General features: G+C 75.5%; 17 protein-coding genes and 2 pseudogenes. 12 read left to right on the top strand and 7 right to left on the bottom strand.

Going from position 1 to position 23,186, the window contains the following annotated elements:
• Positions 1–49: 49 nt before the first annotated feature.
• From thiL to ACFYE3_RS15685, 5 genes are all read left to right on the top strand, one after another.
• On the top strand, positions 50–1,159 hold the full coding sequence (gene thiL, locus ACFYE3_RS15705; RefSeq protein WP_387610649.1) for a thiamine-phosphate kinase: 1,110 nt from the start codon (positions 50–52) through the stop codon (positions 1,157–1,159).
• Positions 1,149–2,108 (top strand): DAK2 domain-containing protein, encoded by a 960-nt coding sequence (locus ACFYE3_RS15700; RefSeq protein ID WP_387610647.1) that lies wholly within the window; start codon positions 1,149–1,151, stop codon positions 2,106–2,108. Before thiL ends, ACFYE3_RS15700 begins: the two co-directional genes overlap by 11 nt.
• A 12-nt stretch (positions 2,109–2,120) precedes the next feature.
• Positions 2,121–4,418: an ATP-dependent DNA helicase RecG gene (locus tag ACFYE3_RS15695; RefSeq protein ID WP_387610646.1), complete on the top strand. Its 2,298-nt coding sequence runs from the start codon at positions 2,121–2,123 to the stop codon at positions 4,416–4,418.
• 49 nt (positions 4,419–4,467) lie between these two features.
• Positions 4,468–5,067, top strand: a complete 600-nt coding sequence (rsmD, locus tag ACFYE3_RS15690; protein WP_387610644.1) for a 16S rRNA (guanine(966)-N(2))-methyltransferase RsmD — start codon at positions 4,468–4,470, stop codon at positions 5,065–5,067.
• 89 nt (positions 5,068–5,156) lie between these two features.
• The gene (locus ACFYE3_RS15685) at positions 5,157–6,482 is read left to right on the top strand and encodes a UDP-glucose dehydrogenase family protein (RefSeq protein WP_387610642.1); all 1,326 of its coding nucleotides are present in this window, start codon (positions 5,157–5,159) and stop codon (positions 6,480–6,482) included.
• A 95-nt stretch (positions 6,483–6,577) separates the two neighbouring features.
• Here ACFYE3_RS15685 and ACFYE3_RS15680 read toward each other — a convergent pair whose 3' ends face one another.
• From ACFYE3_RS15680 to ACFYE3_RS15665, 4 genes and pseudogenes are all read right to left on the bottom strand, one after another.
• Entirely contained in the window at positions 6,578–6,823 is a 246-nt protein-coding gene (locus ACFYE3_RS15680; protein ID WP_344123277.1) for a hypothetical protein, read from the bottom strand.
• Between the two features lie 233 nt (positions 6,824–7,056).
• A complete protein-coding gene (locus ACFYE3_RS15675; RefSeq protein ID WP_387610640.1) occupies positions 7,057–8,289 on the bottom strand; it encodes an aminotransferase class I/II-fold pyridoxal phosphate-dependent enzyme in 1,233 nt (410 codons plus the stop codon).
• Between the two features lie 10 nt (positions 8,290–8,299).
• Positions 8,300–8,731 (bottom strand): annotated as a pseudogene (locus ACFYE3_RS15670) (WS/DGAT domain-containing protein); the annotation flags it as partial.
• Positions 8,732–8,876: 145 nt separating this feature from the next.
• Positions 8,877–9,608: pseudogene (locus tag ACFYE3_RS15665) on the bottom strand (wax ester/triacylglycerol synthase domain-containing protein); the annotation flags it as partial.
• An 89-nt stretch (positions 9,609–9,697) separates the two neighbouring features.
• On the opposite strand from ACFYE3_RS15665, the gene coaD reads away from it, so the two are divergent.
• The 6 genes from coaD to ACFYE3_RS15635 all read left to right on the top strand — a co-directional run bounded on the left by coaD (position 9,698) and on the right by ACFYE3_RS15635 (position 14,092).
• The gene (coaD, locus tag ACFYE3_RS15660; RefSeq protein ID WP_387610638.1) at positions 9,698–10,165 is read left to right on the top strand and encodes a pantetheine-phosphate adenylyltransferase; all 468 of its coding nucleotides are present in this window, start codon (positions 9,698–9,700) and stop codon (positions 10,163–10,165) included.
• 170 nt (positions 10,166–10,335) lie between these two features.
• Entirely contained in the window at positions 10,336–10,848 is a 513-nt protein-coding gene (locus tag ACFYE3_RS15655; protein ID WP_387610637.1) for a YceD family protein, read from the top strand.
• A 2-nt stretch (positions 10,849–10,850) separates the two neighbouring features.
• Positions 10,851–11,054 carry a 50S ribosomal protein L32 gene (gene rpmF, locus ACFYE3_RS15650; RefSeq protein WP_031282896.1) on the top strand — a complete coding sequence of 68 codons (204 nt, stop codon included), beginning with the start codon at positions 10,851–10,853 and terminating at the stop codon, positions 11,052–11,054.
• A gap of 5 nt (positions 11,055–11,059) precedes the next feature.
• A complete protein-coding gene (rnc, locus tag ACFYE3_RS15645) occupies positions 11,060–11,758 on the top strand; it encodes a ribonuclease III (RefSeq protein WP_387610635.1) in 699 nt (232 codons plus the stop codon).
• Positions 11,759–11,778: 20 nt separating this feature from the next.
• Positions 11,779–12,720: a bifunctional DNA-formamidopyrimidine glycosylase/DNA-(apurinic or apyrimidinic site) lyase gene (gene mutM, locus ACFYE3_RS15640; protein WP_387610633.1), complete on the top strand. Its 942-nt coding sequence runs from the start codon at positions 11,779–11,781 to the stop codon at positions 12,718–12,720.
• Between the two features lie 328 nt (positions 12,721–13,048).
• Positions 13,049–14,092, top strand: coding sequence for an NAD(P)-dependent alcohol dehydrogenase (locus ACFYE3_RS15635; RefSeq protein ID WP_387610632.1), 1,044 nt, complete (start codon positions 13,049–13,051; stop codon positions 14,090–14,092).
• A 105-nt stretch (positions 14,093–14,197) separates the two neighbouring features.
• Here ACFYE3_RS15635 and ACFYE3_RS15630 read toward each other — a convergent pair whose 3' ends face one another.
• The 3 genes from ACFYE3_RS15630 to ACFYE3_RS15620 form a co-directional block, all read right to left on the bottom strand.
• A complete protein-coding gene (locus ACFYE3_RS15630; RefSeq protein ID WP_387610630.1) occupies positions 14,198–15,373 on the bottom strand; it encodes an NAD-dependent epimerase/dehydratase family protein in 1,176 nt (391 codons plus the stop codon).
• Positions 15,370–18,057: an alpha/beta fold hydrolase gene (locus ACFYE3_RS15625; protein WP_387610730.1), complete on the bottom strand. Its 2,688-nt coding sequence runs from the start codon at positions 18,055–18,057 to the stop codon at positions 15,370–15,372. Before ACFYE3_RS15625 ends, ACFYE3_RS15630 begins: the two co-directional genes overlap by 4 nt.
• Before the next feature lie 135 nt (positions 18,058–18,192).
• Positions 18,193–19,218 (bottom strand): 3-oxoacyl-ACP synthase III, encoded by a 1,026-nt coding sequence (locus tag ACFYE3_RS15620; RefSeq protein WP_387610628.1) that lies wholly within the window; start codon positions 19,216–19,218, stop codon positions 18,193–18,195.
• 274 nt (positions 19,219–19,492) lie between these two features.
• Between ACFYE3_RS15620 and smc the strand changes: the two genes are divergently transcribed.
• The gene (gene smc, locus ACFYE3_RS15615) at positions 19,493–23,164 is read left to right on the top strand and encodes a chromosome segregation protein SMC (RefSeq protein WP_387610626.1); all 3,672 of its coding nucleotides are present in this window, start codon (positions 19,493–19,495) and stop codon (positions 23,162–23,164) included.
• Positions 23,165–23,186: the final 22 nt, after the last annotated feature.

Here is a 23,186-nt window from a genome sequence, read left to right as displayed (position 1 = left end):
CTCGGGCCGCCCCGTTCCCCCGTCCGGGGCCGTCGTTAGGATGAGCGCCATGACCCGACCCCCAGCGGAGCTGTCCCCCGTGCCCGACGCCCCGCCCGGACCGGGACCCACCGTCGGGGAGCTCTCCGAGGCCGAGCTGCTCGAGCGCGTGCTCCCGCTGCTCCTGCGTCCCGCCGCCTCGCGTCCCGGAGCGGCGGACCACGTGCTGCTCGGCCCCGGTGACGACTGCGCCGTGGTCGCGGCCCCGGACGGGCGGTACGTGATCACCACGGACACCCAGGTGCAGGACCAGGACTTCCGGCTCGCCTGGGCCGGCGGCACGGTCACCACCGGCTACGACACCGGGGTGAAGTGCGCGGCGCAGAACCTCGCCGACGTCGCCGCGATGGGCGCCGTCCCGTCGGCCGTCGTCGTCTCGCTCACCCTGCCCCCGGGGACGCCCGTGTCCTGGCCCGAGGACTTCGCCCGCGGGCTCGTGGCCGGGTTCGGGGCCATGGGCGCGGACCGCTGCGCCGTGGTCGGCGGGGACCTGGGAGCCGGACGGGAGCTGTCGGTCACGGCCACGGTGACGGGCGACCTCGAGGGCCGGGACCCGGTGCGCCGGTCCGGGGCGGGGGCGGGCGGCACGGTGGCGCTCGCCGGGACGACCGGACGGGCGGCCGCGGGCGTGGCGCTGCTCGAGGACCGCCGCTACCGGGCCGGCCGGGACGAGCTCCTGGACGGGCTCGCCGCCGCGCAGCTGCGGCCGTGCGCTCCCGTGCCCGCCGGTCCCGCGGCCGCCCGCGCCGGGGCCACCGCCATGATCGACCTCTCCGACGGTCTGCTCCGCGACGCCGGGAGGGTCGCGGCCGCCAGCGGCGTCGTCGTCGACCTCGACGGCGCCGCCGTGGCCGACCTCGCCGAGCCCCTGTGCCCGGCCGCCCGGCTGCTCGGGGCGGACCCCCGCGACTGGGTGCTGACCGGCGGCGAGGACCACGGGCTGCTCGCCGTCTTCCCCCGGGGAGTGCCGCTGCCCGGCATGTTCCGTGCGATAGGCTCGTGTGCGCCCGCGCCCCCCGCGCACGACGACACCCTCCGCCGGGTGCTGCTCGACGGACGAGCGCCGCACCTCGCTCTCGGGCACCCGGTCGGCGAAGGATGGGATCACTTTGAACCATAGGATCGGATCGAACGCGGCCGTCATGCGGCGGTGGCTCGACCTGGCCCACCGTGATCTCGTGCGCCACAGCCCCGTCCTGAACGCCCTCAACGTCTTCCCCGTCGCGGACGCCGACACCGGGACCAACCTCTCGACCACCGTGCGCGCCGCGGCCGAGGCTGCGGCCGTGCTCGAGACCGGCGACGTCGGGGAGCTGCTCTCCCTCGCCGGCCAGGCCGCCCTCGAGGAGGCCCGCGGCAACTCGGGCACCCTGTTCTCCGTCTTCCTCACGGCCGTGGGCCGCTCCCTCGAGGGGAGCAGGAGGATGACCGCCGAGTCCGTGCGGCTGGCCCTCCACGCCGGTCACGTGCGCGCCTGGAGCGTCCTGACGGACCCCGTGGACGGGACCATGCTCTCCGTCCTGGAGGCGGCCGCCGCCGTCCCCGTGCCGCAGGGCGTGGAGGTCGGGTCCAACCAGCAGCTCAAGGAGTTCCTGGCCGGCGTCAGCACCGCCGCCCGCGCCGCGGTCCTCGTCACCCCGGACCAGCTCGAGATCCTGCGCGAGAGCGGCACGGTCGACGCCGGCGCCCTGGGCATGCTCGTGGTCTTCGACGCGCTGGCCCGCACCGTGGGCGGCGACGACGCCGGCGACGAGAACGCCCTCGACGCGCTGATCGACGCCGCCGCGGCCCGGGCAGCCGGCACCGGGGACGCCCCGCACGCCGTGCACGGCGGCGTCGAGGTGATGTGCACCCTGGAGCTGACCCCGCTCGACGCCGCGGAGCTGCGCCACGAGCTCAGCGAAGTGGGCACCAGCGTGATCATGAGCGCGGTGACCGAGACCGGGGACGGCTACCGGTGGCGCGTGCACGTGCACGTGCCGCGGCCCGAGGACGCCCTCACGGTGATCGGCGCCCGCGGCAAGGCCGTCAACGTCACGGTGACCTCCCTCTCGGAGGCGGACGGATGAGGCGTCCCTGAGATGACCCGATCCCACGGCGGCGGGGCGTTCCCCGACCCGGTCTCCGAGCTCGACCAGCCGCTGGCCCGGCTGCTGGGCCGCACCACGGCCGACCAGCTGGCCCGGCAGCTCTCGGTGTCCACGATCGGGCAGCTGCTCGACCACTTCCCCCGCCGGTACATGCCGCGGGGCGAGCTCACCCCGTTCTCGGAGCTGCGGATCGACCAGCAGGTGACCATCGTGGCCGAGGTCGTGCACGCCTCCACCCGGCAGATGCGCTCCCGCCGCGGGTCCATCACGGACGTGGTGATCACCGACCGTGCCTCCTCCGACCCGCAGCGGCTCTTCGCCGACGACGACCCCGGCCCGGGCCGGACGATGCGGCTGAGCTTCTTCAACGCCTGGACCGCCGCCCGGGACCTGCCCCCGGGCACGCACGCCCTGTTCTCCGGGAAGGTCGGGCTGTACAACGGCGCCGTGACCATGACGAACCCGCACTACGCGATCCTCGACCCGGACGCCCCGGAGGCGGGGGAGACCGCCGAGGAGCGCGCGGGCCGGCCCATCCCCATCTACCCGGCCACGGCCAAGCTGACCACGGACAAGATCGCCCGCGCCGTGCACTCGCTGCTGCCCGTCGTGGACTTCGGGGCGGTCCCTGACCCGCTGCCGGACGGGATCCGGGAGCGGGAGGGGCTCATGGGTCTCGAGGAGGCGTACTGGCAGGTCCACCGACCCCGGGACACCCGCGCCCACGGGCAGGCGCGCCGCCGGTTCCGCTACCAGGAGGCGTTCCTGCTCCAGTGCGCCCTGGCCCGCCGCCGCGCCGAGCTCGCCGCGCACCCCACCACGGCCCGCCCGGGCGTCCCCGACGGGATGCTCGCCCGGTTCGACGCCGGGCTGCCGTTCGAGCTCACCGCCGGGCAGCGCGCCGTGGGTGAGGAGCTCGCCGCCGAGCTCGCCGGCACCCGTCCCATGAACCGGCTGCTCCAGGGCGACGTCGGCTCGGGCAAGACGCTCGTGGCCCTGCGCGCGATGCTGCAGGTCGTGGACTCCGGCGCCCAGGCCGCGCTGCTGGCCCCCACCGAGGTGCTCGCCGCCCAGCACCACGGCTCCGTGGTCCGCTCCCTGGGCCCGCTCGCGCAGGCCGGCCTGCTCGGCGGGGACCCGGACGGCACGCAGGTGGTGCTGCTCACCGGGTCGATGGGCGCGGCTGCACGCAAGCGGGCCCTGCTGCGGATCGCGTCGGGGGAGGCCGGGATCGTCATCGGCACCCACGCCCTGCTCTCGGAGGTCGTCCAGTTCGCCGACCTCGGACTGGTGGTGGTGGACGAGCAGCACCGCTTCGGCGTCGAGCAGCGCGACCGGCTGCGCGACAAGGCCGGGCGGCCCCCGCACCTGCTGGTGATGACCGCCACCCCGATCCCGCGCACCGTGGCGATGACCGTCTTCGGGGACCTGGACGTCTCCGTCCTCGACGAGCTGCCGGCGGGCCGGCAGCCGATCGCCACCCACACCGTGGGGCTCGTCGAGCACCCGGGCTGGGAACGGCGCCTGTGGCGGCGTGCCCGGGAGGAGATCGACGCGGGCCGCCAGGTCTACGTCGTGGCCCCCAAGATCGGCGACGACGACGAGCCCCCGCCCCACGCCTCCCTCGCGGAGTCGGCCCTCGCCGAGGCCGCCGAGGACGAGGAGACCGAGGCGTCGATGGCGTCCGTCACCTGGCTCGCGGAGCTCGTCGCCGCCGAGCCCGTCCTGGCGGGCGTGCGCGCCGAGGTGCTGCACGGCCGGCTCGACACGGACCGCAAGTCCCGCCTCATGGAGGAGTTCGCGGCGGGGGACGTGCAGCTGCTCGTGTGCACCACCGTGGTCGAGGTCGGCGTGGACGTGCCCAACGCCACGCTGATGATCATCGTCGACGCCGACCGGTTCGGCATCTCCCAGCTGCACCAGCTGCGCGGCCGGATCGGGCGCGGTGGGCACGCCGGGACGTGCCTGCTCGTCACCCGGCGCCCCGCCGAGCACCCGTCGCGGCAGCGGATCGAGGTGGTGGCCGCCTCCACGGACGGCTTCGAGCTGGCCCGGGCGGACCTCGAACTGCGCCGCGAGGGCGACATCCTCGGCGCCGCCCAGTCCGGGGGCCGCTCCACCCTGCGCTTGCTGCGGGCCCTCGACGACGCCGAGCTCATCGAGCGCGCCCGCCGGGACGCCGTGACGATCCTGGGCGAGGACCCCCAGCTGCTTGAGCACCCCGAGCTGGCCGAGGCCATCGAGCGCTACCTCGACCCGGACGCCGAGGCGTTCCTGGACCGGGGCTGAGCCCCGTGCCGCCGCCGGCTGGGGCGCCGAGCACAGCAGAGGAGCACGCATGAGCAGGATCATCGCCGGGGCGGCCGGAGGGCTGCGCCTGCAGTCCGTCCCGGGCCGGGACACCCGGCCCACGACCGACCGGGTCAAGGAGTCGCTCTTCGCGCGGCTCGAGGCGTGGGGCATGCTCCGGGACGCCCGGGTCCTGGACCTGTTCGCGGGTTCCGGGGCCCTCGGCTGCGAGGCCGCGAGCCGCGGCGCGGCCGCCGTGACCCTCGTGGAGCGGCACGCGGGCGCGGCGCGGGTCTGCCGCGCCAACGCCGGGACGGTCCACCGGGCCCTCGGGCGCGACGACGTCGTCACGGTCCGGCACGGGGCGGTCGGCGCCTACCTCGCCGATCCCGCCGAGGGGCCGTGGGACCTGGTGCTGGCCGACCCGCCCTACCCCCTCCCGGAGGCGGAGCTCGCCGCGGTCCTCGCCCCGCTGGTGGGCCGGCTGCGGGAGGGCGGGGTGCTCGTGGTCGAGCGCTCCTCCCGGTCCCCGGAGCCCGACTGGCCGGCCGGCCTGCGCCGCTTCGAGCAGAAGCGGCACGGGGAGACCACCATGTGGTTCGCCGAGACGGACGTCACATCCCCCTCGTCGTCCGGCGCGCCGGACTGACACCTGCGCCGTTGCGCGCACCCGCTTTGACAAGATTCGACAGGCAGCATCGAGCCCGGGCCACCGCCCGGGAGGAACGGAGGACGTCCATGAGGATCACGGTTCTGGGAACGGGCTACCTGGGGGCCACGCACGCCGCGTCGATGGCGGAGATGGGCTTCGAGGTGCTGGGGCTGGACGTGGACCCGGAGAAGGTCGACGCCCTGTCCCGCGGTGAGCTGCCCTTCCACGAGCCGGGCCTGGGCGAGCTGCTGCGCAAGCACGTGGGCACCGGCCGGCTGCGCTTCACCACGAGCTACGAGGAGGCCGGCGCCTTCGGAGACGTCCACTTCGTCGGGGTCGGGACCCCGCAGCGGGCCGGGTCCTTCGCGGCCGACATGCGCTACGTCGACGCCGCCGTCGGCTCGATCGCCGCGGCCGCCACGAAGGACTGCGTGATCGCGGGCAAGTCCACGGTCCCCGTGGGCTCCGCCCGCCGTCTGGCCGATCTGGCGCGGGCCTCCGCCCGGCCCGGGGTGGACGTGTCCCTGGTGTGGAACCCCGAGTTCCTGCGCGAGGGCTACGCCGTGGAGGACACTCTGACCCCGGACCGGATGGTCCTGGGCTCCGAGGAGCCGGCCGCCGAAGCCGTGATGCGCCGGGTCTACGCCCGGCAGCTGGAGGCCGGCGTCCCGCTGATCGTCACCGACTACGAGACCGCCGAGCTCGTCAAGGTCGCGGCCAACGCCTTCCTGGCCACCAAGATCTCCTTCATCAACGCCCTGTCCGAGCTGACCGAGACGGTCGGCGGGGACATCCGCACCCTGGCCGACGCGATCGGCCTCGACGAGCGGATCGGGCGCAAGTTCCTCAACGCCGGCGTGGGCTTCGGCGGCGGCTGCCTGCCCAAGGACATCCGGGCGCTGCGGGCCCGGGCCGCCGAGCTCGGGGTGGAGCAGTCGGTGCGCTTCCTCGCCGAGGTCGACGACATCAACGTCCGCCGCCGGGGCCACACGGTCGAGACGGTCACCCAGATGCTGGGCGGCTCCGTGGTGGGCCGGCAGGTCGCCGTGCTCGGGGCGGCCTTCAAGCCGGACTCCGACGACGTGCGCGACTCCCCGGCCCTGGACATCGCCGCCCGGCTGCACTCGATCGGCGCGGAGGTGGCCGTCTACGACCCCAAGGCCAACGCCAACGCCGCCAAGCGCTATCCCCGCCTGGACTACGTGGACTCCCTCGAGGCCGCCGTCACCGGGGCCGAGGTCGTGGTGCTGCTGACCGAGTGGCCCGAGTTCAAGGCGATGACCCCGGAGCAGCTGGACCCGCTGGTGGCCGTCCCGCAGATCCTCGACGGCCGCAACGTGCTCGACCCCGACCGCTGGACCGCCGCCGGCTTCTGCTACCGGGCGCTGGGCCGCCGGGCGGCCTCGGTCTGAGCCCCGTCGGGTGGAACGCACCCGGAGCTCTGCGGGCCGGTGCCCGGCCGCCGCTGCCGTGGCAGCGGCGGCCGGGGGTCTGACGGACGGGAGACTCAGTCCCCGTACTTCTCGAAGATGAGGTCGTCCGTGTTCTTGTCCAGCTGCATCGAGCTGCTGTGCTGGATGAGCCGGGCCACCGTGCTCGCCTCGTCCTCCGGCACGACGAGCAGGTACTCCTCCACGCCGTCGTCGAGCGTCAGCTCGAACGTGTAGGACCCGGCGCTCCCCTCACCCTGCGTGCTGCGGATCACGTCGACGCTGGTGACGCGCCGGATGTTCTTGCCCTGTCCTGCTGGCATGGTTCCCCCTTCGGAAACATCCCTCCGGAAGGAAGCCGGCGACCGTGTGCGGGCGGATCCGGCGGGACGGACCGGCCTCCTGCTGACGGCGGTCGTCGTCCGACCGCCCGACCCGCGGTGCCCTCGCTGTCCGCGGGCGCCGCGCGTCAGCTCCACGCTAGCCATCCGCTCCCGCAGCGCCAAGGGTGCTGACCAGATGTGACGGGGCTGGGGCGGGGCGGGGGCGTCGCGGCTCAGCCCGCCAGACGCCGCCCGGCCTGCTCCAGCACGTCCAGGCGCTTGCCGAACGAGAAGCGCATCCAGGACGCGTAGAGCGCCCGGTGCTCCGCGGAGGCGAGGGCCGGCACGGGCACGCCCACCACGCCGGCCCGCTCCGCCAGCACCGGGGCGAGGTGCTCCGCGTCCTCGACCCCGTACCGGTCGCACAGCCCGCGGACGTCCGCCACGACGAAGAACGTGCCCCGGGGCTCGAACGGTTCCGCGCCCGCCGCGGCCAGCCCCCGGACGAGCACGTCCCGGCGGTGCCGGAAGTCCTCCGTGAGCCGCTCGTAGAAGGCGTCCGGCAGGCCCAGTGCGGTGGCCGCCCCGAGCTGCAGCGGCGTGGCGGCGCTGTGCGTGAGATAGGCCTTCGTGGCGCGCACGGGGCCCACGAGGTGCGCCGGCCCGCTGACCCACCCGACGCGCCAGCCGGTGGCCGAGAAGGACTTGCCCACGGAGGAGACGGTGAGGGTCCGGTCGAAGGCCTCCGGCAGCGCGGCGAGCGGCCGGTGCCGGCCGGTGTGGCGCAGGTGCTCGTAGACCTCGTCGGTCACCACGACGCAGTCGTGCTCGGCGGCGAGCGCTGCCACGCGGGCCAGGACGGCGGCGTCGAAGACGGTGCCGGTCGGGTTGTGCGGGTCGTTGAGGATCACCATGCGGGTGCGGGGCCCGAAGGCCGCGGCGAGACGGTCGAGGTCGGGGGAGAAGCACGGCGGCTCGAGCGGGACCGTGACCAGGCGTGCGCCCGCGAACTCCACGACGGCGCCGTAGAGGTCGTAGTGCGGCTCGAACGTGACGACCTCGTCCCCGGGCCGCAGGAACGCGAGCAGGCTCGCGGCCAGGCCCTCCGACGCGCCCACGGTCACGACCACGCCCGTGCCCGGGTCCAGGTCGATGCCGTAGAAGCGGTGCTGGTGCGCGGCGACGGCCTCCTGCAGCTGCGGCAGCCCCGCCACCGGGGAGTACTGGTTGCCGCCGCCGTGCAGCGCGGCCGCCGCGGCGTCGAGCATCTCCCGCGGCCCGTCGACGTCCGGGAAGCCCTGCCCCAGGTTGATGGCCCCCGTCCGGGCGGCCAGCCGCGACATCTCCTCGAAGACGGTCCCGGAGAGCTCCCCGGTGCCGGTCAGCAGACCGCCCCCGCGGGCCATGCGCTCCCACGGGGGGCCGGACGGGGACGTGGATGGGACGGCGGCGTCGGTGGCATCCATGGCCGCCAGTCTAGGGTCCCGCACCGGTGTCCGGGGGCGGCGGCCCGGCGCCGAGCCGCACGAGGACCGCGGCCAGGCCCTCGACGAACACCGGGAGGTCCGGCACCACGTCGGCGTCGGCCACCACGTCGATGCCCAGGGTCCCCGTGTAGGAGACCACTCCCACGGACAGGGCCAGGTTCCCCTGCACGGCTCCGAGCTGGAACAGCTCGTGCACCGGCGCCCCCGCGAAGAGCAGGGGCGCCGCGGGGCCGCGCACGTTGCTGAGCAGCAGGTTGACGAGCCGCTGTCGGTCCATGATCCGGACCATCCAGCGCTGGGCGAGACGCCCGCCCGGCCGGTACGGCGGGCGGGCCCGCTGGGCCGCGGTCGTCGCCGCGATCCTGCGCAGCCGCGCCACCGGGTCGGGGTCGTCCATGGGCACGGCCACCACCCGCACGCCGGTCCGGTTGCCCCCCCGCGGGGTCCCCCGGGCCGCGCACGGAGGCGGCCACCGACACCTTCAGCTCGGTCACGCCGGCCAGCTCGCCGCGCGTGGCCAGCAGCTGCCGGGCGCCGCCCGCCACGGCGGCGAGCACCACGTCATTGACCGTCCCGCCCTGCCGGTGGGCCAGCTCCCGGGCCGCCGCCAGGTCGGCGCGCACCAGCGCGGCGCGGCGCCGGGCTCCCACGGGGCGGTTGATCGACAGCGCCGGGGCGCGGCCCTCCGCGAGCGCGCCGCGGAGCTGGGCGGCCCGGCCGAGCAGGCGGGCTGCGGCGCGGGCCGGGGCGGGCCGCGGACCGCCGCCCGCCCCTGGACGTCCCGGTGCGCCGCCGGGCGCGGGATCGAACAGGGGCGCGAGCAGGGTCAGCGCCGCCAGGCCGTCGGCGAGCACGTGGTGCCACCGGATCAGCAGGCCGACCCGGCCGCCGGCGAGCCCGGGAAGCAGCCACAGCTCCCACAGGGGCCGGTCCCGGGGCAACGGGGCCGCGTCGATCCCGGCGCACACCCGGAGCAGGCTCTCCTCGTCCCCGGGCGGCGGCACCGGGTGGCAGCGCACGTGCCGGGAGACGTCGAAGACCGGGTCGTCGAGCCACACGGGACGCCCGCCCCCGGGCCGGGCGAGCACCTGGCGGAGCCGCCGGACGCCCCGGGTGCGCCGCTCGACGTGCTCCCGGACGTCCCCGAGCCGCACGTGCCCGCCGGCGTCGAGGAGGGGACCGGCCTCCAGGAGCGCCAGGGCCGCGACGTGCATGGGCACCCCGCGCCGCTCCACGCGCAGGTTGGCCTCGTCCAGGGCGCTGATCCGCTGCCCGGCCCGCGCCCGGCGGCACGGCATGCTCATGGCGGTGCTCCGCTCTCGCCGCAGGAGTCCCTCGCCCACCACGGTACGCCGCCGGGGGACGGGGCGCCCATAGGATGGCACCCATGCACCGAGCGATCTGCCCCGGCTCCTTCGACCCCCTGCACAACGGCCACGTGGAGGTCGTCGTGCGCGCCGCGGCGCTCTTCGAGGAGGTCGTCGTCGCGGTCTCCACCAACCCGCACAAGCGCTACCGCTTCGACGCGGACCGGCGGCTGGCCCTGGTGGAGGAGAGCCTCGCGGGCGTCGCCGGCGTCGTCGTCGAGCCCATGGGCGCAGGCCTGCTCGCGGAGTACGCGGCGCAGCGCGGGGCGGTGGCCCTCGTCAAGGGGCTGCGCTCGGGGGAGGACTACGCGTACGAGGTGCCGATGGCCACCATGAACCGCCACCTCACGGGCGTGGAGACGGTCTTCCTGCCTGGCGACCCCCGGTTCCTGCACCTGTCCTCGACCCTCGTGAAGGAGGTCCAGGGCCTCGGCGGCGACGTCTCCGGGTACGTGCCGGCGCCCGTGCTGCGGGCCCTGCAGGGCTGAGCGGGCCCGCCCCGTCCCGGCGCGCCCGGACCCCGCCCGTTTGAGAACGCGCGGCACAGCACGCTAACATGGTCTGTCGGTCAGAATTTCACCAGGAGTCAGTCATCAGTCGCGAGAACAGTTCGCCCCTCACCATCGGTGTCCGGGACCTCGAGCACCGCCCGGGGACGATGCGACGCCTGGAAGAAGTTGTGCCCGCGCCGGAGAACTTCGGCAACGCACTCATCGGCGCCCCGGAGGGCTCGGACATCGACCTGGACCTCCGGCTGGAATCCGTCCACGACGGGATCCTGGTGTCCGGCACGGCCGCCGTGGCCATCCACGGCGAGTGCAGCCGGTGCCTCGACCCGATCGACTACGATCTGGACGTCGACGTGCAGGAGCTCTACGTCTTCGACCCCGCCGCCGACGGCGGGGAGGAGTCCGAGGACGACCAGATGTATGAAGTTCAGGACGAGACCATCGACCTCGAGCCCATGCTTCGGGACGCAGTGATCACGCAGCTGCCGTTCCAACCGGTGTGCCGGGAGGACTGCCAGGGGTTGTGCGCCCAGTGCGGCGCGCGCCTGGAGGACGACCCGGGTCACCACCACGAGGTGCTCGATCCTCGCTGGAGCGCCCTGTCGGGGCTGCTCGAGCAGGACACCTCGACCCAGACGACCGAACCGAGAGAAGAGAGATAGCCGTGGCTGTTCCGAAGCGGAAAATGTCCCGTGCCAACACCCGTGCACGCCGTTCGCAGTGGAAGGCGACCGCGCCCAAGCTGGTCAAGACTGTCGAGAACGGCAAGGTCACCTACAGCCTGCCGCACCAGGCCAAGGTCGTGACCGACTCCGCCGGGACCGCGTTGTTCCTGGAGTACAAGGGCCGCAAGGTGGCCGACGCCTGACCACGGTGACCTCCACCGCGACACCTCAGGACCTGCTGGAGCGTCTCGGCGTCGACATCGACGCCGGGACGCTTCGTCTTGCCCTGACCCACCGGTCCTACGCGTACGAGCACGAAGGCCAGGGCCACAACGAGCGGCTCGAGTTCCTGGGGGACTCCGTGCTGGGCCTCGCGGTCACCGACGAGATCTTCCACCGCTACCCCGACGACTCCGAGGGCAACCTCGCGAAGATCCGCTCGGCCGTGGTGAGCACCCGCACGCTCGCCGACCTCGCCCGGGCCCTGGACGTGGGTCCCCACATCCGCCTGGGCAAGGGGGAGGTGCGCACCAACGGGCACGAGAAGGCCTCGATCCTCGCCGACACCATGGAAGCCCTGATCGGCGCCGTGTACGTGAGCTCCGGGCTCGAGGCGGCCCGAGCCTTCGTGCTGCGGCTCGTGGTGCCCCTCCTGGAGGACGGCTTCGTGATGAGCGAGGGCCGGGACTGGAAGACCGAGATCCAGGAGCTCGCGGCGGCCCGCGGCCTGGGCTCCGTCCGCTACGCCGTGGAGGGCACGGGCCCCGACCACGACCGCCGCTACGAGGCGCACCTGCTCGTCGGGGGCCAGGACCACGGCACGGGGACCGGCACCACCAAGAAGGAGGCCGAGCGCTCCGCCGCGGCGCAGGCCTACGCCACCCTGGTGGCCCGCCGCGGTGGCTGAGCGCGCGCCCCGGGGCGCCCGTGCCTGAGCTGCCCGAGGTCGAGGTCGTCCGCCGCGGCGTGGAGCGCTGGGTGGTCGGCCGCCGGGTCGAGTCGGTGCGGGTCCTGGACCCGCGCTCGGTGCGCCGCCACGACGCCGGCCCCGTCTCCTTCGGGCACGAGCTCGACGGCGCGGTGGTCGCGGACGCGGTGCGCCGCGGCAAGTTCCTGTGGCTGCCGCTGACCGGCACGGACGGCGCCCCGCCGCAGGAGGCGCTGCTGGTGCACCTCGGGATGAGCGGGCAGCTGCTGGTCAAGGACGCCTCCCTGCCCGACGAGAAGCACCTGAAGGTCCGGATCGGCCTGTCCGAGCGCCCCGGCACCCCCGGGCAGCTGCGTTTCGTGGACCAGCGGATCTTCGGCGGCATGCTCCTCGACCGGCTCGTGCCCACCGGCGACGGCGCCCCGGGCGGCCGCTCGGCCACGGGCGCCCCGCTGGTGCCCGCCCGGGCCGCCCACATCGGCCGGGACCCGCTGGACCCCGCGTTCGACGCGGAGCGCTTCCACGACCGGCTGCGCCGGCGTCGCACCGGGCTCAAGCGCGCGCTGCTGGACCAGTCGCTCGTCTCCGGGATCGGCAACATCTACGCGGACGAGGCCCTGTGGCAGGCGCGCCTGCACTGGGCCCGGCCCACCGACACGCTCCGGCGGCCCGAGACGATGCGCGTCCTCGCGGCCGTCCGCGAGGTCATGGACCGCGCCCTGGCGGCGGGCGGGACCAGCTTCGACTCCCTCTACGTCAACGTCAACGGCGAGTCCGGGTACTTCGCCCGCTCCCTCTCCGCCTACGGCCGGGCCGCGCTGCCCTGCCCGCGCTGCGCGGAGGAGGGGCGGAGCGCCCTGATCGTGCGGGAGCATTTCATGAACCGCTCCTCCTACCGCTGCCCGGTCTGCCAGCGCACGCCCCGCAACGCCCGGTTCTGACCGGGCGCCCGGGCGGCGCGGGTGCGGGGACCGGGCATCACCGTGCGGAGGCCCACGGCAGCGGCCCCTGACGGCCCGAGAACCATCAGCTTCCTTTTCAACTTCTCGCGCGTGTAGGCTCTTTCGGGGACGTGCGGCACGCCAGGACCCCGCCAGAGGAGACCCTGCGCCCGCCCGCGCCGCTCCCCGTGTCGGCCGCCTCCGCGGCCGCGTCCCCCGGCCGTCGTCGGTGTCAGGACCGGCACCCCGGTCCGGCGTCCGCCGCGCGCCCGGGCGACCACCCCGATTCTCCCCTTCAGCTGTCCCCATATCCTCCGAGGAGTACCTCTTGCTCACTGTCAACGCCTACGCCGCGCCCTCCGCCGGTGCACCGCTGGTCCCGACCACTCTCGAGCGCCGGGACCTCGGCGCCCACGACGTGCTCATCGACATCAAGTACGCCGGGATCTGCCACTCCGACCTGCACACCGTCCAGGGGGACTGGGGCCCCCAGCAGTACCCGCTGACCCCCGGGCACGAGATCGCCGGGATCGTCGCCGAGGTCGGCCCGGACGTCACCCGCCACGCGGTCGGCGACCGGGTCGGGGTGGGCTGCATGGTCAACTCCTGCGGCGAGTGCGCCAACTGCCGGGCCGGTGACGAGCAGTACTGCCTCGACGGCGCGGTCATGACCTACGGCGCCGAGGACCGCGACGGCACCGTCACCCAGGGCGGGTACTCCACGCACGTGGTGGTCACCGAGGACTTCGTGCTGCGCATCCCGGAGGGCATCGACCTCGACGTCGCCGCGCCGCTGCTGTGCGCGGGCATCACCACCTTCTCCCCGCTGAACCACTGGAAGGCGGGCCCCGGCAAGAAGGTGGCCGTCGTGGGCCTGGGCGGCCTCGGCCACCTCGGCGTCAAGATCGCCCACGCGATGGGGGCCGAGGTGACGGTGCTGTCCCAGTCGCTGCGCAAGAAGGAGGCCGGGCTGGCGCTGGGCGCCGACGCCTACTACGCCACGAGCGACCCGGCGACGTTCGAGGAGCTGACCGGCACCTTCGACCTGGTCCTCAACACGGTCAGCGCGAAGATCGACCTCGACGCCCACCTGTCGCTGCTGAACGTCAACGGGGCCATGGTCAACGTGGGCGCCCCGGCGGAGCCGCTGGACGTCAACGTGTTCTCGCTGCTGGCCAACCGCCGCACGTTCGCCGGCTCCATGATCGGCGGCATCGACGAGACCCAGGAGATGCTCGACTTCTGCGCCGAGCACGGGGTGGGCGCCGAGATCGAGGTCATTCCCGCCGAGCGGATCAACGAGGCCTACGAGCGGGTGCAGAACTCGGACGTGCGCTACCGGTTCGTGATCGACACCGCCACGCTGGCCTGATCCCGGGTCCCTCTCGACCCCCGGGGCGACCGCCCGCCCCGGGGGTCCACCGCCTCCGGGGGAGCACCGTGCGGGGACCGACCGTCAGGCGGCCGCCACGGGGGCTCAGCCGGCGGCCGTGGACCCGGTGGCGGGCATCGGGGCGTCGTCGGCGCCCAGCGGATGGGTCCGGTAGTACTCGGCCAGCCGCGCCATGCCCTCCTCGACCGTCACGGACGGCGTCCAGTCGAGCACCTCTCGGGTGGTCTGCTGCTCGAACCAGTGGGCCGTGGACATCTGCTCGGCCAGGAAGGCCGTCATCGGCGGCTCGTCCGCCCCCGGCCGCAGCGCCCACACCTTCTCGATGACCGTGCCGGCCAGCCGGGCCAGCGCGCCCGGGACCCGGCGCGCCGGCGGCTCCACCCCGGCGGCCCGGCAGAAGCCCGCGACGAGCTCGCCCACGGTGCGGGGTTGGCCGTTCGTGACCACCAGCGCCCGCCCGTGGGCCCACTCGATCCGCTCCAGCGCCCGCACGACCGCCTCGGCCGCGTTGTCGACGTAGGTGGTGTCGATCAGCGCCGCCCCGTGGTCGATCAGCGGCAGCCGCCCCCTCGCCGCACGACCGACGATCCGCTCGACGAGCTGGGTGTCCCCGGGGCCCCACACGATGTGCGGGCGCACGGCCGTGACGCGCAGCCCGTGGCCGTCCGCCTCGAGCGCGAGCAGCTCGGCCGCGGCCTTGGACCGGGCGTAGTTGCCGCGGGCGTGCACGGGGTCGGCCGCGCGGGCGGGCTCACCGACGATGGAGTCGCCCGTGTGGGCGACCGAGGGCGAGGAGACGAACACGACGTTGTCCACGCCGGCCCGCCGGGCGGTCTCCAGGACCACGCGGGTGCCGGTGACGTTGGTCAGCACGAACTCGTCCCAGTCCCCGGCGAAGGAGACCTTGGCGGCGAGGTGGACGACGTCGTCGACGCCCTCCATGGCCCGCGCGACGGCGTCCGGGTCCGCGACGGAGCCCAGGACCTCTTCGACGTTCGGCTGGTCGGCCAGCGGCGCGTGACCGCGCTGGAGCAGCCGGACCGTCCAGTGGCGGGCCGCGAGCAGCCGCGCCACGTGCTCCCCGAGCATCCCGGAGGCGCCGGTGACGAGCACCGTCCGCCCCTCACCCGTCAGCTCCTGCCGCCCGCGCTCCACCTCGTGGCTGCCGGTGCCGGCCGGCGGGGCGCCCTCCGTCACGGAGGCGTCGTAGGCGGGGACCTTGTCGTCGTGCGTGCCGTCCTGGCGGTGCTTGCCGTTCACGGGTTCCTGATCCTTCCTCCGGCCAGGGCGTTCTCCGCCCATCCGGCCAGCAGGGCTCGGTCGATCTTGGAGTTGTGCCGGATGTCGGTGGGGTGCTCGGGGACCGCGAGCACGGCCGCGAGGTCCAGGCCCGTGGCCTCGCGCACGGCGGCGCGCACGGCTCCGGAGAGCAGCGGGTCGGCAGGGCCCGGGCGCGGGGCCGGGGGAACGGTCTCCACGACGGCCACGGGCACCTGCGTGCCCGCCGGGCCGACCCCGACGACGGCGGCGCGGCCGACCCCGGGCACAGTCTGCGCCGCGTGCTCCGCGGCGACCGGCGTCAGCACACCGCCGGCGGAGACGATGACGTGGGCGAGGCGGCCCTCGACCCACAGCCGCCCGGCGGCGTCGACGTGCCCGACGTCCCCGGTGCGGTGCCAGCCGGGCAGCTGGGTGCTGAGGTGCTCCGTGTGCCACAGCCGGTCGTAGCGGTCCTTGACGTGCGGGGCGCGGGCGACGATCTCGCCGGTGACCCCGGGCTCCGTCGTGATCTCGTCCTCGGGGGCGCCGTCCGGGCGCAGGGCCGTGACCCCGAGCTCGGCGCCGTGCACGGCGGTGCCCACGCACACGCCGTTGCCGGCGCCGGCCACGGCGGATCCCGCGCTGTCCCGGCCGGCCTGCCGGATGGTCCCGAGGGTCACGTCCGTGAGGGGCAGCCCCTCGGTCATGCCGTAGGGGGTGTGCAGCGTCGCCGCGGGCACGAGCTCCTGCAGCTGCTCCAGCAGCGACTCCGGAAGAGGCGCCCCGGCCGAGAGCACGAGCTCCACGAGCTCGAGGGCCCGCCGCTGCCCCTCGTCCAGCTCGTGCCGGGTGGCCAGGACGTTCGCGATCGCCGCGGGGGAGAGGAACACCGCCGTGGCCTGGACGGCCGAGGCGGCGTCGGCCAGGGCACGGGCGGTGAGGGTCTTCGGGGCTGTCACGTCCATGTCCGGGGTCACCGAGGTGGTCCCCATGGCGGGCCCGAGCAGCGCGAACGGCGCGAAGCCCGCCACGAGCCCCGTGCCGGCGGTCAGACCGTACGTGTCGCGGACGGCGTCCCGCATGGCGGAGAGCTGGCGGTGGGTGTAGACGACGCCCTTGGCCGGGCCCGTGGACCCGGAGGTGAACAGCACCGCGGCGTCCGCGTCCGGGTCCGGCGCGGGCAGGTCCGGTCGCGGGGCGGACTTCAGCAGCCCCGGGACGTCGTGCGCGACGCCGAGGGCCCGGCGGGAGACGGGGTCGAGGGCCTCCAGGGAGACCCGGGCGCCCGGCCAGCCGAGGGCCCGGCCGGCGACGAGCGCCCTGCGGATGCCCACGAGCCAGGCCGGGGCGGCCCCTCGCAGCGCGCGGGTGAGGCCCTTGGGGCCGAGGCCGGAGTCCGCCACGACGACGACGGCGCCCAGGCGCAGGCACGCGTAGAGCAGCGCGGTGAGGTCGGAGCCCGGCGGCACCATGAGGCTCACCCTGTCCCCGGGGCGCACGCCGATGTCGGCGAGACCGGCCGCGAGGCGGTCCACGCGGTCGGCGAGCTCCGCCCAGCTCAGGCTCGCCCGCACCGGGGGCACACGGGCCCCGGCGTGCGGGTCGCCGGGGGCAGGCGCCATGTCCACGACGGCGAGGCCGAGGTCGGCGCGCCGCGCGTCGAGCTCGGCGGGGAACGGGACGTGCTCGCCGCGGGAGGTGGCACGGCGCTGCAGGTGCAGCTCGCGGCGCCCGGGGCCGGGGCCGAAGCGGTCGGCGAGCCAGGCCATCACCGGCGTCGCGACGTCCCGGTCCTCGGGCAGCAGGTGCAGGGCGCCCTCGTAGCGGTGGACGTCGGCGTGCGGCATCCGGCGCAGGAGGTCCTGCAGGTAGCGCTCCTGGAACACCGGGTCGCCGATGCCCCAGAGCAGCAGGGCGGGGACGTCGCGGGCGGCCACGCCGGCGGCGATCTGCTCGTAGCGGGCGTGGGAGGGGTGGTCCGGGGCGACCGGGATGTCGGCCACGAAGTTGCGGATCGCCTCGCGCCGGGCGCGGGTCGCGTACGGCGCCCGGTAGGCCGCCCGCACCTCGCGGGACAGGGACGGGTCCGCGAGGGCAAGAGCCACGTCGAGGAAGCTCGTGGTCCGCTCGGTGAGCAGTTCGTGCGCGGCCGGCGCCAGCGCCAGCCGCAGGGAGGCGGGAATCTGCTCGGCGTTGTCGTGGTGGACGGCGGTGTTGGTGAGGATCGTGGCGCGGTGGACGTCCGGGTGCTCCAGGGCCCACCCGGAGGACACGAGCCCGCCCCAGTCGTGGGCGAGGGTCACCACGGGGCCGGCGCCCGCGTCCAGGCCGAGCTCGGCCGTGAGGTCGCCCAGGTCGCGGACCCGGTCGTCGAGGCGGCGGAAGAGCCCGGTCCGCTCGGAGAAGCCCATGTCGAGCTGGTCCACGGCCACGACCCGCCACGGGTTCTCGGGGTCCGTCCCGGCGGCCAGCACGTCGCGCCACAGGTAGGACCACGTGGGGTTGCCGTGCACGGCGAGGACCGTGCCCCGCGGCGTGAGCCCGGCGGCCTCCAGGGAGGCCGCGTTGTCGAGGACGTGCCAGCGTCGCCGCCGGCCGGGAACGGGCTCCACGGGGGCGGTCGAGGCCACCGTGACCGTGCGGGACCACGCCGGGTCCACCCCGGGCAGTGGCACCTCCGTCATGGGCAGCCGCGCCGCCTCCGGCCCTCCGGGCTGCTGGGTCGTGGACGGTCGTGTGCGTGCCATGGTCGTGGGGCTCCTCGAGGGTGCGTCTCGTGCGGGGGCGTCTCGTGCGGGCGCGGCGTCAGCGCCGGCGGTTCACCAGTCGATCTCCATGTAGGTCGCGTTGAGCCCGGAGCCCACCCCGAGCAGCAGCACGCGCTCGTCGGGCTGGAGCCGCTCGGCCTCCAGGGCGAGGGTCATCGGCAGCGCGGCGGCCGCGACGTTGCCCCAGAACGGGAAGGTCAGCGGGAACTTCTCCGGGTCGATCCCGACGTCCTGGAACAGCTTGTTGGTGTGGGACATGGAGACCTGGTGGCCGATGTAGCGGTCCATGTGCACCCAGTCCCAGCCGTCCTCGTGCGCGTCGCGCCACGCGTCCGCGAGCAGCCCCACGCCGTGCTTGAGCAGCCCCGTGGCGTCGGTGTACATGCCGTCGAAGCCGCCGATGCACAGCCCGTGGTGCTCGGTCGCGGAGCGGGTCACGGACCCCGCGATGCGGTGGCCCTCCGGGTGCCGTTCGGCCGGGCCGACCACGGCGGCGGCCGCGCCGGAGCCGAGGGTCAGGGTGGCGAACTCGCGCACCACGTCCGCCCGGGTCACGTCCGGGCCCTGCAGCCGCTCGTACGTCTCGCGGTGCCAGGGGGTCGGGTCCTCGCCGGCGACGACGACGGCGTAGTCGATGGCGCCGGCGTCGATCATCGTGGAGGCGATCGTGAGCCCGTTGACGAAGCCCAGGCACGCGTTGGTGACGTCGAAGTTCAGGGCGGAGGGGGCCAGCCCGAGCCGGTGGTGCACGGACACCGAGACTGCGGGCTCGTAGCCGTCGCGGGTCACGGAGGCGTTGATCAGGAGCCCCACCTGGTCCGGGCGCACGCCCGCCCGGGCCAGGGCCGCCTCGCCCGCCTCCACGGCGCCGTCGGTGAAGTGGCGCCCCGGAGCCCAGACGCGCCGCTCGTTGACGCCCGCGAGCCGCTCGAGCAGGCCCTTCGGCATCTTCAGCCGGGCGAACGTGTCTGCCAGGACCTCGTCGGCGTGGGACGAGGGCACGGCCTCGTCGGCCTCGACCTTGGTGATGGCCAGGAGGGCGGCGTTGCGGTGACGGATCGAGGAATTACCGGTCAAGGTCTCTGGCTTTCGTTAGGGTCTCGCCGACGCCCCGGTCCGCCCACGGAGGGCACGGTCGCGGGGAGGGCAGGTCGTGCTGGTCGCGGTCAGTCTACCGGCCGGCTCCGCGGTGGCGGCCCGGGCCCGGCCGTTTCTCTGTAGGCTGATCATCTTCTCCGCCGCTCCGCTCCGCGGGCGGCTCACCGCGCCCCACCAGGAGCGCTGTCCGGGCGCGCGAGTACAGTGGGGGCGACCCCCGCCCGCCACGCCCACCCCAGGAGACCGGACCCCCGTGCACCTGAAGACCCTGACCGTGCGGGGGTTCAAGTCCTTCGCCTCGGCCACCACCTTCGAGTTCGAGCCCGGGGTCACCGCCGTCGTCGGCCCGAACGGCTCGGGCAAGTCCAACGTGGTGGACGCCCTGGCGTGGGTGATGGGGGAGCAGGGCGCGAAGTCGCTGCGCGGCGGGAAGATGGAGGACGTCATCTTCGCGGGCACCGCCGGCCGGCCCCCGCTCGGGCGGGCGCACGTGTCGCTGACCATCGACAACGCCGACGGCGCGCTGCCCATCGAGTACTCCGAGGTCACGATCTCGCGCACGCTCTTCCGCACCGGCGGCTCCGAGTACGCGATCAACGGCCGCCCGTGCCGGCTGCTCGACATCCAGGAGCTGCTCTCCGACTCCGGGCTCGGCCGGGAGATGCACGTCATCGTGGGCCAGGGCCAGCTCGACCGCATCCTGCACGCCACCCCGGAGGAGCGCCGCGGCTTCGTGGAGGAGGCGTCGGGGATCCTCAAGCACCGCCGCCGCAAGGAGCGGACGCTGCGCAAGCTCGAGGCCATGCAGGCCAACCTCGACCGGCTCGAGGACCTCACCGCCGAGATCCGGCGCCAGCTCACCCCGCTGGGCCGGCAGGCCAGGACGGCCCGCCGCGCCCAGCGGATCCAGCACGACGTCCGCGACGCCCGCGCCCGGCTGCTGGCCGACGACCTCGTGCAGGCCCGCACGAGCCTCGCCGTCGACGAGGACGTCGAGCGCCGGCTGCGCGCCGAGCGCGCCGAGGCCGAGCAGGCCCTCGACGCCCGCCGGGCCCGCCAGGCCGACGTCGAGGCCCGCGCCGCCCAGGCGACCCCCGCCCTGAACGCCGCGCGGGACACGTGGTACCAGCTCACCGCCGTGCAGGAGCGCTACCGGTCCCTCGCCTCGCTCGCCGCCGAACGGCGCCGGCTGCTCGGCTCCGCGGCCGAGCCCGCGGAGCCGGGACGGGACCCGGACCGGCTCGACGCCCAGGCGGCCCGCACCCGCGAGGGGCACCACCAGCTCCTCGAGCAGGTCGAGGACGCCGTCGACGCCCTCGCCGAGGCCATCCAGGAGCGCGAGGACGCGGAGGCCGCCGCCCGGGACCAGGACGGCGTGGTCACCGGTCTGCTCCGGGCGGCCGCCGACCGCCGGGAGGGCACGGCCCGGCTCACCGGCGCGGTCGCGGCGGCCCGCTCGCGGGTGGAGGCGGCCGAGAACGAGCTCTCCCGCCTGCACACCACCCACGCGGACGCCGGGCGGCGCCGGGCGCAGGCCGGCACCGAGGCCGACAGCCTGGCGCTCGCGGCCCGGGACGCGGCCGGCGCCGCCGAACGGGCCCGCGCCCGGCACGAGGAGGACACCGAGGCCGCTGCCGCGGCCCACGCCGCCGCGCGGGAGGCCGAGGCCGCGGCCCAGGAGCTGCTGCGCGCCCACGACGCCCAGCGCGCCCGCGCCGAGACCCTGCGCGCCGCCCTGCACCAGCCCGACGGCTCCGCGGCGGTGCTCGACCGGCACGCCGGCGCCGTGCTCGGCGCCGTCGTCGACCTCGTGGACGTCGAGCCCGGCTGGGAGCGTGCCCTGACCGCCGCCATGGGCCCCTTCGCGGAGGCCCTCGCCGTGCGCTCCCACGGCGCGGCCGTCTCCGTCTTCGAGTCCCTGCGCGCCGACGGCGTGGGCCGGGTGCACCTGCTGGTGGCGGCGGACGCCCCGGATCCGTCCGGCCCGCCCCCGACGGTCCCCGACCGGCCCTGGGTCCGGCCCGCCGCGGCCGTGCTGCGGGCCGGCGCCGACGAGGGCGACGACGCCCGGCGCGGAGCGGCCGCCGTCCGCGCCCTGCTCGCCGGGACCGTGCTCACGGAGGACGCCGCCACGGCGGCCCGGATCGTGGCCGACCGGCCCGAGCTGACGGCCGTCACCCGGGGCGGCGACGTGTTCACGGGCACCAGCGCCTGGGGCGGGGCCGGGGAGGCGGCCGGCACGCTCGAGACCCGCGCCGCTGCCGAGGCCGCCGAGGCGGAGCAGGCCGAGCTCGCCACGGCCCTCGACCGGGCGCGCGCCGCGTCCCGCGCGGCGGCCGGGACCCGGGACGACGCCCGCCGGGCGGCCGAGGAGACCGCGGCGGCCCGGCGCGCCGCCGAGCGCGCGGCGGACCGTGCCGCGTCCGAGCTGTCCCGGGTCCGGGCCGTGCTGGACTCCGCCGAGGCGGAGACCCGGCGCTTCGACGAGCAGGTGGCGGTCGCCCGGCAGCACCTGGCCCGGGAGCAGGAGCGGCTGCGCGAGACCGCCGAGCGGCTCGAGGCAGCCGAGGAGCACGGCGAGGAGGACACCGAGACCGTACAGCTCGAGGCCGCCGCCCGCCGCGACGAGCTGCACCGGGCCGCCACGACGGCCCGCACCGCGGAGACGGAGGCCCGGCTGGCCCTGCGCTCGCTGGAGGAGCAGGCCCGGGCCCTCGGCAACCGGGCCGCGTCGCAGGAGCGGGCCGCCGCGGCCGAGCGCCGGGCGCGGGAGGAGGCGGAGCGCCGGGCGCGGCGCCGCCGGCTCCAGGCCCGCAACGCCGAGGCGGTGCTCTCCGGCGCCGGACAGCTGCTCGAGCTCGTGACCGCGTCCGCGGCGGTCGCCGCCGCGGAGCGGGACCGGGCCGAGGCGGTCCGCGCCGGGCTGGACGCGGAGCTGACGGACCTGCGCGCCGCCAACGACCGGCTCGCCGCACGGCTCGCCGAGCTCACCGACTCCGTGCACCGTGACGAGCTGGCCCGCACCCAGGAGCGCGCCCGGATCCAGGCCCTGGAGGACCGCTCCCTCGAGGAGCTGGGGCTCACCCCCGACTCGCTCGTGGAGCACTACGGGCCGCACCTGCTGATCCCCGAACCCGGTCCCGAGCACGGGGCGCCGGAGGACGCCGAGCGCGCGGCCACCGCGCCGTCGGCCGCCGACGACGGCCAGGACGCCCTGTTCGGCGCCGCGACCGGCGCCCTGGCCGAGACCGCGGCGGGGGCCCCCTACGTGCGCGCCGAGCAGGAGGTGCGGCTGCGCCGGGCCGAGAAGGAGCTCGCCTCCCTGGGGCGGGTGAACCCGCTGGCGCTGGAGGAGTTCGCGGCCCTCGAGGAGCGCCACCGCTTCCTGGCCGAGCAGCTCGAGGACCTCAAGCGCTCCCGGCAGGACCTGCGCAGCATCATCCGCGACGTCGACGAGCACGTGGAGCGCGTCTTCGCGGAGGCCTACGCCGACACCGCCCGGCAGTTCGAGGGCGTCTTCGCCACCCTGTTCCCGGGCGGGGAGGGCCGGCTGCGCCTCACCGACCCCACGGACATGCTCACCACCGGGATCGACGTCGAGGCGCGCCCGGCCGGCAAGAAGATCAAGCGCCTGTCCCTGCTCTCCGGCGGGGAGCGCTCGCTGACGGCGATCGCGCTGCTCGTGGCGATCTTCAAGGCCCGTCCCTCGCCCTTCTACGTCATGGACGAGGTCGAGGCGGCCCTCGACGACCGCAACCTCGGGCGGCTGCTGAGCATCTTCCGGCAGCTGCAGGAGACCTCGCAGCTGATCATCATCACCCACCAGAAGCGGACCATGGAGATCGCCGACGCCCTCTACGGGGTGGCGATGCGCGGGGACGGCGTGACCACCGTCATCGGGCAGCGGCTCGCCGAGCTGCGCTGAACCCGCCGAGCCCGGCGACGGC

It is taken from the genome of Kocuria arenosa (assembly GCF_042879215.1).
Lineage (GTDB): Bacteria > Actinomycetota > Actinomycetes > Actinomycetales > Micrococcaceae > Kocuria > Kocuria arenosa.
Note: the sequence above shows the minus strand (reverse complement) of the source record. Positions and strands in the feature narration are given on the sequence as shown.